The sequence below is a fragment of the Pseudomonas sp. TWI929 genome (genome assembly GCF_039673335.1).
Taxonomy (GTDB): Bacteria; Pseudomonadota; Gammaproteobacteria; order Pseudomonadales; family Pseudomonadaceae; genus Aquipseudomonas.
Map to the genome: position 1 here is coordinate 42,945 of NZ_JBDJLK010000034.1, position 14,677 is coordinate 57,621.

Here is a 14,677-nt window from a genome sequence, read left to right on the forward strand (position 1 = left end):
CATGCGCCGCCTCGACCTGGAATTCCAGCCCCGGCGCAGCAGCCCGTTGGCCTGGTCGCTGCTCGCCCTGAGCAGCGCCGTGGTCGTCGGCCTGGTGCTGCTGCAACAAAGCTTGCAAGCCGAGCAGGTCGACCTGGAGGCCAGCGTGCACGGCCTGGAACTGCAACTGGGCCGCCGCCCGGCCACCGCTGCACCCCTGAGCAGTGCCGCCAGCCGTGAACAGGCCGAGCGCCTGGCGCAGATGCAAAGCGTTTCGCAGCAGCTGCAACGGCCTTGGCAGCAACTGTTCGCCATGCTCGAAGCGCAACCGCAGGACGACGTCGCGCTGCTCAGCCTGACCCCGGATGCGCGCAAAGGCCAGGTGCGCATCGCCGCCGAAGCACGCAACCTGGAAGCGATGCTGCAGTACCACCAGCGCCTGGAGGCTAGTGACGAGCTCAGCGACGTCTCGCTGCTCAACCACGAAGTGCTGGCCGCACAGCCAGAGCACCCGGTGCGCTTCACCCTCACCGCTACCTGGGAGACCGGCCATGCGCGCCCTTGAATCGCTGAACAGCCTGACCCTCCAGGAGCGCCTGCGCCGTGTCGGCCCGGTCGGCCTGGCCGCAGCCGCGGTGGGCTTGCTGGCCATTGGCGTGGTCTGCGTCGGTGTGCTGCCACAGTGGCAGAGCGTGCGCGAGCTGCGTGCCACTGAAGCAGATGCCAGCGTACAGGTCGAGCGGGTAAAGCGTGGCGAGCTGAAGATCGCCATCAAGCCCGAGCAGCAGGCGCTGGACAGCCTGCGCCAGCAACTGCCAGGGCAGCCACAGGCCAGCGAGCTGATCGAGCGCCTGTACCACCTGGCCAGTGCCGAGCACATCAGCCTGGCCCGTGGTGAGTACGCCCTGGGCGTCGACCCCAAGACCCAGCTGGCGCGCTACCAGATCGTGCTGCCGGTGCGCGGCAGTTACCCGCAGATTCGCGGTTTCCTCAAGGGCCTGCTCAAGCAGTTGCCGACCCTGGTGCTGGAAGACCTTGAGCTGCAACGCAAACGCATCGGCGACAGCGAGCTCAATGCCCGCCTACGCATGACCCTTTACCTGTCGAGGTCATGATGAACACACAACGTGCAGTCATCTGGGCCGGCTTCCTCGGCGTGAGCGCGGTGTTGGCCTGGGCACCAGGCCATTGGTTCAGCCAGGAAGATGAGCTGGCCCCCATCGCCGGCAAGCCAGCTCCAACAGGTCCCGTGGGTGCCGCCGAACTTGTGGGAGCGGGCAAGCCCGCGAAAGGGCCGGAACAGGCCTCCCGCGACCTGTTCCCAACCCAGCAATGGACCAAACCCCAAGCCCTGGCCACCGTCACCGAACAACCCGTGGTAGCCGCCCCGGTGGTGGCCGCCGCCCCGACTGCCCCGGCCTTGCCATTCCAGTTCATCGGCCGCATGGGCGAACGCGACGACCTGCAGGTCTTCCTGCAGAGCGGCGAAAAGCTCTACGTCGTGCGCCAGGGTGACGTCATCGAAGACACCTATCGCCTCGACCGGGTATCGGCCAGCGAGTTGAGCCTGGTTTACCTGCCTTTGCATCAGTCGCAGACTTTGTCTGTAGGGAGCGCACCATGATGTCGTCAAAGCTGTGCAAACCTGCTCCGTTCCTGCTTGTGGCGCTATGCGTGGCCATTGCCGGTTGCGGCTCCAGTGCGGTACGCAAGGACAGCGACCAGTTGATGAAGGAGGGCCAGTACGAGGCCGGCATCGCCCGCCTGGAAGAGGCCCTGCGCGAAGACCCGCGTGACACCGAACTGAACATCGCCCTGGCCCACGGCCGCCAGGCGGCGGTCGAGGCGCTGATCGCCCAGGCCGACGCTGACCGCATCCGCCATGATTTCGCCAACGCCCGCATGGGTTACGGCCGGGTGCTGACCCTGGAGCCGAACAACCGCCGCGCCCAGGAAGGCATCCGCCAGCTGGAGCTGATCCGCACCCTCGACGAGCGTGTGGCCCTGGGCCAGGCGGCGCTGCGCCAGGGCGACCTGTTCGGCGCGGAGCGCTACATGCGCGAAGTGATGCGCCTGGACCCGCAAAACCAGAAGGGCATGACCCTGCGCAGCGACATCGAGAACGTTCAGGCGCGTACCGCACAGCCTTTCCCGCAGCTACACAGCAAACTGGAGCGCCCGGTGACCCTGGAATTCCGCGATGCCAACCTGAAGACCATCTTCGAGGTGCTGTCGCAGGTCGCCGGCATCAACTTCATCTTCGACAAGGACATGCGCCCGGACATGAAGGCCACCATCTTCGTGCGTGAAGTGCGCATCGAAGACGCCGTGGCGCTGCTGCTGGAGCAGAACCAGCTGCGCCAGAAGATCGTCAACGACAACACCCTGATGATCTACCCCGACTCGCCGCAGAAGACCAAGGACTACCAGGAACTGGTCATGCGCACCTTCTACCTGACCAGCATCGATGCCAACACCGCGCTGAACATGGTCAAGACCATGCTCAAGACCCGCGACGTGTTCGTTGACGAGCGCCTCAACACCCTGACCATGCGCGACACCCCCGATGCCATACGCATGGCCGAGAAGCTGCTGCAGTCGCAGGACCAGTCCAACCCCGAGGTGGTGCTGGAAGTGGAGGTGATGGAGGTGGCCACCTCGCGCATCCTCGACCTTGGCCTGCAATGGCCCAACACCTTCGGCGTGCTGAGCTCCGACGGCAAGCCGGTGAGCGTGCTCGACCAACTGAAGGGTATCGACTCCAGCCGCATCAGCATCGCGCCGGCGCCGCAAGCCAAGATCAACGCCCAGGACAAGGACATCAACACCTTGGCCAGCCCGGTGATTCGCGTCAGCAACCGCGAGCAGGCACGCATCCACATCGGCCAGCGGGTACCGATCATCAGCGCCACCTCGGTGCCGTCCACCCAGGGCCCGGTGATCACCGAAAGCGTTACCTACCTGGACGTGGGTCTGAAGCTTGAAGTGCAGCCCACCGTGCACCTGAACAACGAAGTGGCGATCAAGGTGGCCCTGGAAGTGAGCAACGCCACCCCGCTGGAAGCCACCCGCCAGGGCACCATCCCGGTCCAGGTCGACACCCGCAACGCCCAGACCAGCCTGCGCCTGCACGATGGCGAAACCCAGGTACTGGCCGGCCTGGTCCGCAACGACCACAACGCCAGCGGCAACAAGATCCCCGGCCTTGGCGACATCCCTGGCCTGGGCCGGTTGTTCGGCAGCAACAAGGACGACATGAGCAAGAGCGAACTGGTGCTGGCAATCACCCCGCGCATCGTGCGCAACCTGCCGTACCAGAGCCCGTCGGACATGGAGTTTGCCACCGGCACCGAGTCGGCCATGCAGGTGCGCCAGATGGCGCCGCTGCCACCGGTCGATGTACCCGGCAATTCGCCGACCACCGACGCACCGGCAGCGGACAGCCAGATGGCCGTCGCCCCGGTCAATGGGAGCCCACGGCCATGAAAGCGCAGCGCCGCATGCACGGCTTCAGCCTGATCGAAGTGGTGCTGACCCTGGCACTGCTCGGGCTGCTGGCCAGCATGGCCGCGCCGCTGACCGAAACCGTGGTGCGCCGCGGCAAGGAGCAGCAGCTGCGCGAGGCGCTGTACCAGATTCGCGATGCCATCGACGCCTACAAGCGGGCCTTTGACGCTGGCTACATCGAGAAACGCCTGGATGCCAGCGGCTACCCGCCGAACCTGCAGGTGCTGGTGGATGGCGTGCGCGATGTACGCAGTGCCAAGGGCGCCAAGTTCTACTTCCTGCGGCGCATCCCGCACGACCCGCTGCTGGCGGCCAAGAACCAGGACGAAGGCGGCTGGGGCCTGCGCGCTTACGACAGCAGCCCTGATAACCCGCGTGAAGGCGAAGATGTGTTCGACGTGTACTCCAAGGCCCGCGGCAAAGGCCTCAACAACATCCCTTACGGGCAATGGTGACAGCCATGAAACGCAGCAAAGGCTTCACCCTGATCGAACTGCTGGTGGTGATGGCGATCATCGCCACGCTGATGACCATCGCCATGCCGCGCTACTTCAACAGCCTGGAAAGCTCCCGCGAAGCCACCCTGCGCCAGAGCCTGGCGGTGCTGCGCGAGGCGCTGGACCACTACTACGGCGACACCGGCCATTACCCGGACTCGCTGGAGCAACTGGTGGAGCAACGTTACCTGCGCAACACCCCGGTCGACCCCATCACCGAGCGCAGCGATGCCTGGCAGCTGGTGCCACCGCCTGAAGGCGTGGCCGGCGGCGTGGCTGATATCAAGAGCGGTGCCACAGGGAGGGCGCGTGATGGCAGCCTCTTCGCTGAATGGTAAGGCTAACGGCGGCTTCACCTACCTGGGCGTGCTGCTGCTGATTGCGGTCAGCAGCGTGGCCCTGGCCGCCACCGGCACCATCTGGGCCAGCGCCGCCCAACGTGACCGCGAGCGCCAGCTGCTGTGGGTGGGCAGCCAGTACGCGCAGGCCCTGCGCAGCTACTACCGCGCCTCGCCAGGGCTGGCCCAGTACCCACAAGAGCTGGCCGACCTGCTGCAGGACAACCGTTTCCCGCAGGCCAAACGGCACATTCGCCGGCTGTACCCCGACCCCGTCACCAACAGCGACGAGTGGGGCCTGCTGCGCTCGATCGACGGCCGTATCACCGGCGTGCACAGCCGCTCGGACGACACCCCGTTCAAACGCAGTGGCTTCAGCACCGAATGGAGCGGTTTCGAAGGGCTGGAGCACTACAGCGACTGGCAGTTCGTCGCCGAGCAGGCCTTTACCGAAAGTGCCGGCGGCGTGCAGACCCACAGCGGCCCAGGAGACACGCCATGAACCGCCTGGCTGCGCTGTGCCTGAGCCTGTTGCTGGTAGTGCTGGCCAACCCGGCCAAGGCCGGGGCCGAAGACGAGATGCAGGGTTTTATCGTCGATAACACCATCTCGCACATTGGCCACGACTTTTACTACTACTTCGCCGACCGCCTGCGCGCCACCAGCCGCCTGGACTTCAACCTGGTGGTGCGCGAACGCCCGGATGCCCGCTGGGGCAGCCTGGTGACCGTGGAGTTCGAGCGCGAAGTGATGTACCGGCGCTTCCTGCCACCGAACACCACCGAGCTTAAAGACGAGGCCGTGGCAGCTGCCGACCTGGTCAAGCAGCAAATCATTCAACGCAAGCTGCAACGCCTGCTACAGGACACCACCGATCTGGAGAGGGATGAGCTATGAATCACCGCATACCCCGTTGCATCGCCGCCTGCCTGTTGGCCAGTGCATGTGCTGCCCAGGCCACCGAGCTGGTGTACACGCCCATCAACCCGGCATTTGGCGGCAACCCGCTGAATGGCACCTGGCTGCTGAACAACGCCCAGGCGCAGAACGACTACGACGACCCCGACCTCAAGGACCGTGCCTCGGCGTTTTCTGGCACCTCGGCCCTGGAGCGCTTCAGCAACCAGCTTGAGTCACGGATGTTGTCGCAGTTGCTGGACAACATCAGTAACGGCAATACCGGCAGCATGGCGACCGATGCGTTTCTCATCGACGTCATCGACGATTCCGGGGCCTTGAGCATCAAGGTCACCGATCGCGCCACAGGAGAAACTTCGATCATTGAGGTCAGCGGCCTGAACCCCTGAGAGGGAAGGGCTTTTATGTTGGGGAGAGAACACCATGAAACGTCTGCTGAGCACGCTGCTGATCCTCACCGCCCTGGGCCTGCAAGGTTGCAGCCTGCGCGAACCCATGTCGGCCGAACAGGACTCGGAAACCCCGACCCTGACCCCTCGCGCCTCCACCTATTACGACCTGATCAACATGCCCCGGCCCAAGGGCCGCTTGATGGCAGTGGTGTATGGCTTCCGCGACCAGACCGGGCAGTACAAGCCGACCCCGGCCAGCTCGTTCTCCACCAGCGTCACCCAGGGCGCAGCCAGCATGCTGATGGACGCCCTGAACGCCAGTGGCTGGTTCGTGGTGCTGGAGCGTGAAGGCCTGCAGAACCTGCTGACCGAGCGCAAGATCATCCGTGCTTCGCAGAAAAAGCCAGACGTGGCGGAAAACATCATGGGCGAGCTGCCACCGCTGCAGGCCGCCAACCTGATGCTGGAGGGGGGCATCATCGCCTACGACACCAACGTGCGTAGCGGCGGCGAAGGCGCCCGCTACCTGGGGATCGACATCTCCCGCGAGTACCGGGTCGACCAGGTGACCGTGAACCTGCGCGCGGTGGACGTGCGCACCGGGCAGGTGCTGGCCAACGTGATGACCAGCAAGACCATCTACTCGGTTGGCCGCAATGCCGGGGTGTTCAAGTTCATCGAGTTCAAGAAGCTGCTGGAAGCTGAGGTGGGGTACACCACCAACGAACCGGCGCAGCTGTGCGTGCTGTCGGCGATCGAGTCGGCGGTGGGGCACTTGCTGGCGCAGGGGATCGAGCGGCGGCTGTGGCAGGTGGCGGGGGATGCGGGGGATGGCAAGGCTGTGGTGGACAAGTACCTGAGCCAGAATCAGCAGCCTTGATGGAAACTCATCGAGACCTCTGCCACCTCAGGATATGTGCTGAGGTGGCAGGTAAATAGGTAATGAGTAAGCGTTTGTTTTTAGTAATAGGTTACGCTCCTGTTTTTAAGAAGCATCCTTATTGCTGTTTGCCCATCTTAAAAAAGCGCTCGCTGCTAGTGGCAGTGTTGCAGGGGTGTGTTTAATTGACATTGAATGTGTGATGTCGCCTATGGGTTTGTTTGTGTATCTGCTATATATAAAAGCTTGTCGAATCCTTTGGGTTTCAAGCGGCTGGGTTGTCAAGTTTTCCATGCTTAAATGTACAGCTTGATTTAGTGATAATGTTAACGTGCCGGTCTGCCTGGGTTGATCCTTTCTAGGCAGACTGTTAAAAAACTCTGTCATGGCGCCCTGATCGCCATTCCCTGGAAAGGCAGGATATTGTGGCGAACCCAATGCTTCATGAGCGGGGGCGGGAGCAGACTGGTGATGTGATATAGGCGCAGTGATGGGGGATTTAGAACGGCTGCGTTCTGCTGGCGCCACGGCAGTGATGGGAGATCGAGAGCGGCTGCGTTCACGCGTAAACTCAGAGACGCTGCCCCATTCAGGCGTATACATTGGCGACTGGGAGCGGCCACGAGTAGCAAGAGGGCTCGAGGGTGGAGTGTTCAGCGGAGAGGGAGACCGGCCTCTAACATGGCCAGAAGGATCTGTAAAATTTATGGGGTCGTTGTTGCAGTAGGCATAGGCGTTAATGCCGCCTGCGTCGAATGGGCTATAAGCGTCCACCTGGCAGAAACGCATGAGTGTGGGGCTGTAGATGCGGGTGCCGTTGCCTAAATGGTATAGCGGACGGGCGATATTTTTCAGCTGCCCATTGAAACCTTGCTGTAGAGGCAGCAGGGCACCGTCAAGCCCATACGCGGTGTAGTTAATTTCACTTGAAGACTTTGAGTCTACACCTTGCCGATTCAATACTGAGTGGTTGCTGTCGGCGATCAGTAGTGTGGCGTGAGTTTGCACACTTTCATGTTCTGCTTCCGCCAGTGGCAACGACCCTACACGGAAAAAGTGCGTTATCAGCCCAGGGCGCGATGCGACGTTGGGTTGTGATCTCTGATAGAAATACCGGGTATCGATAGCCATGTGCCAAAGTCCTGAGTCGACGTGACATGCGTAGCTTAAGGTGCTGAGGCAGTATTGGAGAACTGGTAGATTTATCAGTGGGAATGCCGAAGATGAATGCTTTGAGAGGTACCGAGGCGGCTGGCGCTTGTGGGATCGAGCGCACTCGGTCGAGCGCAGTGCCGGGTGTTCGAGTTGATCGAGTTGAAGAAGCTGCTGGAAGCCGAGGCGGGTACAACACCAACGAGCCAGCGCAGCTGTGCGTGCTGTCGGCGATCGAAGCGGCGGTGGGGCATTTGCTGGCGCAGGGGATTGAGCGGCGGTTGTGGCAGCTGGCGGGGATACGGCAGCAGGGCAGGCTACGGTGGACAAGTACCTGAGCCAGAATCAGCAGCAGTGATTGGGTTTGAGGGCCTCTTCGCGGGTGAACCCGCTCCCACAGGGATCGCGCCAGCTTTTAGAAATTGAGCAAGACAGTTGCTCCCACAGTGACCGCGTCCGCGGGTGAGGAAGTGAAGGCCGGCGGAAGAAGTGTTACAGCGCTTACCCTTCGCTTGAAACGCCTCCCCGACACCGGTAGTCTTTCACCGCTGCTGTAAGTCCAGCAGCCGGGTTTGGTAGCCCGCAATCAATCAAGGCGCACAAGTGCCCGCTCTGCGATACAGTTGGCGCTTTTTTGTGCCCGGCTGTTTCGTTTTATGGCGGCTGTGCGTAGGGCGCCTTCGTGCGCGCCGGTTTCCTTGATTCCCGGTCTACCAACCTGCGTACAGCCGTCACCCTTTCGTTTGGTAGCGATTTGTGGCGGCTATAGTGAATCAAGGAGCGACACAATGACAAAAGGCTTACCTGATCCTCCCGTACGCGCCACCACGGCGTCCTCCAGTTTCTCTACCTGTGAATGCAGACACCCGCCGTTGTTTGCCGTGCACTCGGGGGTGGACTACGAAGATGCGCTGGTGCACCTGTCAACGCTGCTGAAAGGGGCGTTTGCGACCAATCTGAAGGCGCTGGAGCTGGCCAAGGGCACCTGCCGTGATCTGTTGCTGAGCAATGACCATGGGCTGGACTCGGCCAAGGCGGTGGTGGAGGCGTTGCTGGATGGGGTTGAACGGCAGCAGCTGCCCGGGCGGGGGAATGTGGTGTCGGTCTAAGCGCGGTTTGGGTTTCTAAGCGCCTGGCGATAGAGATTTGGCGCCTGTGAGATCGAGCGCCGCGCGGGCGGCGCTCGATGTCAGCCCCACCCAAAACCCAAGCCATACCCCCAGCCACTACGCAATCCATCAACCAGATGACGCCCGGCCATTTCTCCCGCACACTGCGGAAAATTCCCAAGCCCGTACCCCGCCACCTTGCGGGGCACAGCCGGAGTAGAAAATGGCGCGACAACTAATAACAAACGCCCAAGACCCGCTGCACGAATCCCGCCAGGCCCGCCTGAAGCTGGCCAGCGAAGGCGAGCTGCCGCTGGGCATGCTGCGCGACGAGATCGATGCCTCCTGGCGGCGCAGCCTGGGCCATGGCCTGGATTGCCTGCAAGGTGAACAGGTCGGTCTGGGCCTGGAGCAGGGCCACGACCTGCGCATGCTGCTGGAACGCAACCGCCTACTGGTCGACGCCGTTACCCCGGAACTGGACTACCTGGTCGCACGCCAGGGCAAGGCAGGCATCATTATCCTCGGCGACGCCCAGGCCAACGTGCTGGCAATCGAAGGCCAAACCCATGTGCTCAGCCGCGAGGGCCTGCGTGACCTGCACCCGGGCAGCTGCTGGAGCGAGTCGCTGCGCGGCACCAATGCCATCGGCACCGCCGTGGTGGAAGGCCGGCCGACGCTGATCAACTGCGGTGAACATTACCTCGACCGCCTCAGCGCGTTTTCCTGCACATCCGTGCCGCTGCGCGATCCGCGCGGCGAGGTGATCGGTGTGCTCGACATCACCCGTGAAGGGGTGATGGCGCAGCCGCAGGACAGCCTGTCGACGCTGATGCTGGCCGCCGGCAACATTGAAAGCCGCATGTTCGGCCTGTGCCACCCGGAGCAGCTGGTGCTGGCCTTCCACAGCCGCCCGCAATACCTCAACAGCGCCTGGCATGGCCTGCTGGCGCTGAGCCTTGACGGTGAAGTGCTGGCTGCCAACGACAGTGCCTGCCAACTGCTTCAAGTGCCACGCCACGAGCTGATCGGCCGGCGCAGCACCGACCTGCTGGGCGAACGCTCGCCAGCCTTCATCGCCCGCCTGTGGCAGGGCGGGGTAAGCAGTGTGCAAACTGCCAAGGGCGAGTTCTACTTCCGCGCCTTGCAGCTGCCACGCCATGGCCGGGTCAACGGCAGCACGCCGGTGAGTAAACCGGCGTTGAGCAAGCAATCGCCCGCACTGGACGCGCTGGCCGGTGGCGACCCACGCCTGGCGCGCAACCTGCGCATGGCCCGCCAGGGGCTGGGCAATGGCTTGCCAGTGCTGCTGCTAGGTGAGACCGGCACTGGCAAGGAAGTTGTCGCCCGTGCCTTGCACCAGGCCAGCCCGCGTGCCGACAAGCCGTTCGTGGCAGTCAACTGCGCGGCTATCCCCGAAGGGCTGATCGAGTCTGAACTGTTCGGCTACCGCGAGGGCGCCTTCACCGGTTCCCGCCGTGGTGGCATGGTCGGGCGGCTGATGCAGGCCCATGGCGGCACGCTGTTCCTCGACGAAATCGGCGACATGCCCCTGGCTTTGCAGGCGCGCCTGCTGCGGGTTTTGCAGGAGCGTCGTGTAGCACCCTTGGGGGCAGGGGACGAGCAGGACATCGACGTGGCACTGATCTGCGCCACCCACCGCGACCTCAAGCGCCTGGTGCAGGAACAGCACTTTCGCGAAGACTTGTACTACCGAGTCAACGGCGTGTCACTGCGCCTACCGGCGTTGCGCGAGCGCGATGACCTGGCGGCGATCATCCAGGGCCTGCTGGACAAGTCCGAAGCCCGCGGCGTTACCCTCGACCCGGCACTGGCCACACTGCTCGAAGGCTTCGACTGGCCGGGCAACATCCGCCAGCTGGAAATGGTGGTGCGCACCGCGCTGGCCATGCGCGAGGACGGCGAGCAGGTGCTGACCCTCGACCACCTCACCGACTGCCTGCTGGACGAACTGGCCAGCAGCACGGCGCCCTCCGGCAGCCTCAAGGACAACGAACTGGAACAGATCCGCGGCGCCCTGGCGCGCCACCAGGGCAACGTTTCGGCTGCGGCCGAGGCGCTGGGGATCAGCCGGGCGACGTTGTACCGCAAGCTCAAACAGTTGCGCGGCTGACATGGGCGGCCTGTTCGCAAGGCTGGTGGACTCCAGCGACCCAGTACTCATGCGCCAGGCGTTGGCCTGGCTGTATGGTTTCGTGCGCCCGCATCGGCGTGCCATCGGCCTGTTGCTCGGCTTGTCGCTGGGTGCCTCGCTGTTGGCCCTGGCGCAACCCTGGCTGGTCAAGACCCTGATCGACGAGGGGTTGCTGGCGAAGGATTACCAGACCCTCTGGCACATGGCGGCGATCATGATCGGCGCCGGCTTGCTGGGTACCGTGCTGGCCGGGGTCAATCGCTACCTGCACACGCGCTTGTCGGGGCGCATTCTGTTTGCCCTGCGCGACGACCTGTACCGCCACCTGCAGCAGTTGTCGCCAACGTTTTACGGGCGGCGGCGCATCGGCGACATTCTTTCGCGGCTGGACGGCGATGTGGCGGAGATCCAGCGCTTTGCCGTGGACTCGCTGTTCTCGGCAGTATCGGCGGTGATCGGCCTGGTTGGCGCGGTGGCGTTGATGCTGATGCTGTCGTGGCAGTTGTCGCTGTTGCTGGCGCTGCTGGTGCCGATCGAAGTGCTGTGGCTGCGCTGGATGCGGCGCAAGGTGGAGCGTGAAGTGCGCAACCTGCGCGAGCGCTCGGCGGATGTGTCGTCGTTCCTGGTCGAGACCCTGCCAGCGATGAAGTTCATCCAGGCGGCCGGCCAGCAAGGCCGCGAGGCGGGGCGCCTGGACCAGCTGGGCCAGGGCTACATGCGCCAGCTGCTGAAGGTGCAGGTAACCGAATTCTTCACCCAGGCCATCCCCGGCACGCTGACCTCATGGTGCCGCGCCTGCGCGTTCCTGGTCGGTGGCTGGTGGGTGATCCAGGGCACCTGGCAGCTGGGCGCGCTGATTGCGTTTTCCACCTACATGGGCATGGCGGTGGGGCCGGTGCAAAGCCTGCTGGGCCTGTACGTGGCGGTGCAGCGCATGGCCGTGAGCCTGGGGCGGGTGATGGAATTGAAGCAGGAGGCGGTGGCCGTGCATCAGGCGTCCAACCCGCAGCCCATGCCCGATGGCCCGGGCGAATTGCGCCTGGAGGCGCTGAGCTTTGCCCATGAAGGCCGCCAGGGCGCAGTGCTGAACAACGTGCAGGTGTGCGTGCCGGGTGGGCTCAAGGTGGCCATCAGCGGTGCCTCGGGGGTGGGCAAGTCGACCCTGATCGACCTGCTGCAGCGTTTCTACGACCCGGACGCCGGGCGCATTTTGCTGGATGGCACCGACCTGCGCGAGCTGGACCTCGCCGCGCTGCGCCGGCGCATCGCCGTGGTCAGCCAGGACATCGTGCTGTTCCGTGGCACCCTGGCGCAGAACCTTGCCTATGGTGTGCCTGAGGCCAGCCTTGAAGAGCTGGAGCGGGTGGTGCGCCTGGCGCGGCTGGACAGCCTGGTCGAGAGCCTGCCGCTGGGGCTGGACGGCCTGCTCGGCGAGCGTGGCCAGCAGTTGTCCGGCGGGCAGAAGCAACGCATCGCCATTGCTCGCGCGGTGTTGCAGAGCCCGACGATCCTGGTGCTGGACGAGGCCACTTCGGCGGTGGATGAAGCCACCGAGCGCGAAGTGATCGCGGCAATCGACCAACTGTTCGCCGGCCGCACACGCATCCTGATCAGCCACCGTGCGTCGACCTTGGCCGATGCCGACTTGCACCTGTACTTGCATGACGGCCAGTTGCAGGTGCTGCCGCAGGAGGCAACCCAGCATGGGCACTGACGTGCGCATTGGCGTAATCGACAGTGGCTGCTCGCCAGAGCAGGCCAGCGCATTGCTCGACGCCCGCCGTTTCTGGCTGGAAGGCGGCCACTTGCGTGAAGGGGATATGCTGCCTGACCAGTTGGGGCACGGCAGTGCGGTGCTTGCCGGCTTGCAACGTGAGGCCGGGCCGGTGCCGGTACTGGTGGCTCAGGTATTCAGTGCCCAGGCCAGTACCAGCGCCTTGCAGGTGGCAGCTGCCTTGCTGTGGCTGGTGGAAGCGGGCGCTACGCTGGTCAACCTCAGCCTTGGCCTGCAACAGGACCGGCCAGTGCTGCACCAGGCCTGTGCCGAAGCGCTGGCCGCCGGTGTGCTGTTGTGCGCTTCCAGCCCGGCGCAGGGTGGGCCGGTATACCCGGCTCGCTACCCCGGGGTCATCCGGATTACCGGCGATGCCCGCTGTACACCGGGCCAATGGTCGTGGCTGGGTACTCGGCAAGCGGATTTTGGCGGTTACGTGGGTGAGGGCGGCAGGGCGGGGGCGAGCCTCGGCTGCGCGGCCTTGAGCGGCAGGATTGCAGCCTTGCTGCGTGATCAACCGGGCATGAGCCGCCAGCAGGTGCATGATTGGTTGCGTGACCATGCGGCCTTCACTGGCCCCGAGCGACGAGGTACCAGCCATGGCTGAACCGCGCATTGTGGTGCTGGGCGCCGGCCCTGCCGGCGCGGCTACGGCCATTGGCCTGCGGCGGCAGGGATACGCCGTGACGGTGGTATCGGATTGGCGCCGCTTTGCGGCTGTCGAAGGGGTATCCCAGCGGGTGCTGGAAGGCTTGCGTCACGCAGGCCTTGGCGGGGCCTTGAGCCAGGCGGCCATGCCGGCCAGCAGACAAGTGCACTGGAATGGCCAGCATCTGCAGATGAACCAGGAATTTCTGCTCGACCGGCAACGTTTTGACCGGGCGCTGCGCGAAGACCTTCAACGGGCGGGCGTGAGTGTGGTCGAGGCGCGGGTGCGTGAGGTCGCTCACGAGGGCGACCATCGTGTTCGCCTGGACGATGGGCAGGTGCTGGCGGCCGATTTCCTGGTCGAGGCCCGAGGCCGCCAGGCACCGCTGGCTGCAGACCGCCTTCGTGGGCCGGAGTCGGTCAGCCTGCTCAATGTCTGGCAGGGCAGCCCCGGGGCACCAGCCTCAGCGGTGGAAAGCCTTGAGGATGGTTGGGCATGGATGGCACGGCTGGAAGATGGCCGCTGCTACTGGCAGGTCACCCTGGACGCCGCAGGCCTGCCGGGCAAGGCCGGGTTGGCGGATTACTGCGTGGCGCGGCGTGCACGCAGCGCGCTGGTGGCCGAGCTGTTCGATGCTCAGGCTCTGCTGCCGGCACAGATCCATGCGCGTAGCAGTACCGCGATTCTGGCCGGTGAGTGCGTGGGGCAGGACTGGATACGGGTGGGTGATGCCGCGATGGCGGTTGACCCGCTGTCGGGCAACGGGATTTTCCAGTCGCTGTCTTCGGCGTTGCAGGCGCCGGTAGTGATCAATACGTTGCTGCGCAGGCCCGAGCGGGCAGAACTGGCGCGGCAGTTTCACCAACAGCGGGTCGAGCAGCTGTTCTTGCGCTTTGCCAGGATTGGGCGGGATTTCTACGGGCAGGAGCAGAGTCGGGCGGGGCAACCGTTCTGGTCGCGCCGCCAAGGCTGGCCGGATGCGCAACCACTGCATCTGGCAGCTGATTGGCAAGCCGTAAGGGTAGAGCGGCGCCCTGTACTGCGTGACGGGCTGGTGGACGAGGCAGAAGTTGTAGTATCGGCGGACCAGCCATTGGGGGTGTGGCATTTGCAGGGGGTGGAGTTGGCGCCTGTGGTGCGGGAAATTCGCAGTGGCCGGCCGGTTGAGGCAGTGTTGGCTGGCCTCGTGGGTGAACAGCAGCAGAAAATGGTGCGGCGTTGGTTGGGCGAGCAGGGGTTGGTTTGAGATTGCCGGGGCCGCTTTGCGGCCCATCGCCGGCAAGCCAGCTCCCACAGGGATCGCATCAGGGCTGACAGGTGCTATCCC

At 64.2% G+C, this 14,677-nt stretch carries 16 protein-coding genes and 1 pseudogene; 16 read left to right on the forward strand and 1 reads right to left on the reverse strand.

Annotated features, from left to right (window positions below; translation table 11 throughout):
* Position 1 precedes the first annotated feature (1 nt).
* From ABE456_RS15545 to ABE456_RS15590, 10 genes are read left to right on the forward strand one after another with little or no spacing between them, the layout of a single operon-like run.
* Positions 2–544 (forward strand): PilN domain-containing protein, encoded by a 543-nt coding sequence (locus ABE456_RS15545; protein ID WP_346644706.1) that lies wholly within the window; start codon positions 2–4, stop codon positions 542–544.
* Entirely contained in the window at positions 531–1,094 is a 564-nt protein-coding gene (gene pilO, locus ABE456_RS15550; protein ID WP_346644707.1) for a type 4a pilus biogenesis protein PilO, read from the forward strand. Before ABE456_RS15545 ends, pilO begins: the two co-directional genes overlap by 14 nt.
* Positions 1,094–1,603: a hypothetical protein gene (locus tag ABE456_RS15555; RefSeq protein ID WP_346644708.1), complete on the forward strand. Its 510-nt coding sequence runs from the start codon at positions 1,094–1,096 to the stop codon at positions 1,601–1,603. Before pilO ends, ABE456_RS15555 begins: the two co-directional genes overlap by 1 nt.
* Positions 1,600–3,465: a secretin N-terminal domain-containing protein gene (locus ABE456_RS15560; protein ID WP_346644709.1), complete on the forward strand. Its 1,866-nt coding sequence runs from the start codon at positions 1,600–1,602 to the stop codon at positions 3,463–3,465. The genes ABE456_RS15555 and ABE456_RS15560 overlap by 4 nt, the downstream gene beginning before the upstream one ends.
* Positions 3,462–3,941 carry a type II secretion system protein gene (locus ABE456_RS15565; protein WP_346644710.1) on the forward strand — a complete coding sequence of 160 codons (480 nt, stop codon included), beginning with the start codon at positions 3,462–3,464 and terminating at the stop codon, positions 3,939–3,941. The genes ABE456_RS15560 and ABE456_RS15565 overlap by 4 nt, the downstream gene beginning before the upstream one ends.
* Before the next feature lie 5 nt (positions 3,942–3,946).
* A complete protein-coding gene (locus ABE456_RS15570; RefSeq protein ID WP_003247965.1) occupies positions 3,947–4,321 on the forward strand; it encodes a type II secretion system protein in 375 nt (124 codons plus the stop codon).
* Positions 4,296–4,823 (forward strand): type II secretion system protein, encoded by a 528-nt coding sequence (locus tag ABE456_RS15575; RefSeq protein ID WP_346644711.1) that lies wholly within the window; start codon positions 4,296–4,298, stop codon positions 4,821–4,823. Before ABE456_RS15570 ends, ABE456_RS15575 begins: the two co-directional genes overlap by 26 nt.
* Positions 4,820–5,218 carry a curli production assembly/transport protein CsgE gene (gene csgE, locus ABE456_RS15580; RefSeq protein WP_346644712.1) on the forward strand — a complete coding sequence of 133 codons (399 nt, stop codon included), beginning with the start codon at positions 4,820–4,822 and terminating at the stop codon, positions 5,216–5,218. Before ABE456_RS15575 ends, csgE begins: the two co-directional genes overlap by 4 nt.
* Entirely contained in the window at positions 5,215–5,628 is a 414-nt protein-coding gene (locus tag ABE456_RS15585; RefSeq protein ID WP_346644713.1) for a curli assembly protein CsgF, read from the forward strand. The genes csgE and ABE456_RS15585 overlap by 4 nt, the downstream gene beginning before the upstream one ends.
* 34 nt (positions 5,629–5,662) lie before the next feature.
* Positions 5,663–6,511: a CsgG/HfaB family protein gene (locus ABE456_RS15590; RefSeq protein WP_346644714.1), complete on the forward strand. Its 849-nt coding sequence runs from the start codon at positions 5,663–5,665 to the stop codon at positions 6,509–6,511.
* Positions 6,512–6,616: 105 nt separating this feature from the next.
* Here the strand turns inward: ABE456_RS15590 and ABE456_RS15595 are convergent, their stop codons facing one another.
* A complete protein-coding gene (locus tag ABE456_RS15595) occupies positions 6,617–7,642 on the reverse strand; it encodes an RHS repeat-associated core domain-containing protein (protein ID WP_346644715.1) in 1,026 nt (341 codons plus the stop codon).
* A gap of 165 nt (positions 7,643–7,807) precedes the next feature.
* Between ABE456_RS15595 and ABE456_RS15600 the strand changes: the two are divergent.
* From ABE456_RS15600 to ABE456_RS15625, 6 genes and pseudogenes are all read left to right on the forward strand, one after another.
* Positions 7,808–8,021 (forward strand): annotated as a pseudogene (locus ABE456_RS15600) (CsgG/HfaB family protein); the annotation flags it as partial.
* 514 nt (positions 8,022–8,535) lie between these two features.
* Positions 8,536–8,772: a hypothetical protein gene (locus ABE456_RS15605; RefSeq protein ID WP_346644720.1), complete on the forward strand. Its 237-nt coding sequence runs from the start codon at positions 8,536–8,538 to the stop codon at positions 8,770–8,772.
* Between the two features lie 223 nt (positions 8,773–8,995).
* On the forward strand, positions 8,996–10,906 hold the full coding sequence (locus tag ABE456_RS15610) for a sigma-54-dependent Fis family transcriptional regulator (RefSeq protein WP_346644716.1): 1,911 nt from the start codon (positions 8,996–8,998) through the stop codon (positions 10,904–10,906).
* A 1-nt stretch (position 10,907) separates the two neighbouring features.
* A complete protein-coding gene (locus tag ABE456_RS15615; RefSeq protein ID WP_346644717.1) occupies positions 10,908–12,641 on the forward strand; it encodes an ABC transporter ATP-binding protein in 1,734 nt (577 codons plus the stop codon).
* Complete coding sequence (locus tag ABE456_RS15620) at positions 12,631–13,308, forward strand: peptidase S8 and S53 subtilisin kexin sedolisin (RefSeq protein ID WP_346644718.1); 678 nt, start codon at positions 12,631–12,633, stop codon at positions 13,306–13,308. Before ABE456_RS15615 ends, ABE456_RS15620 begins: the two co-directional genes overlap by 11 nt.
* A complete protein-coding gene (locus tag ABE456_RS15625) occupies positions 13,301–14,596 on the forward strand; it encodes a tryptophan 7-halogenase (protein WP_346644719.1) in 1,296 nt (431 codons plus the stop codon). The genes ABE456_RS15620 and ABE456_RS15625 overlap by 8 nt, the downstream gene beginning before the upstream one ends.
* Positions 14,597–14,677 lie beyond the last annotated feature (81 nt).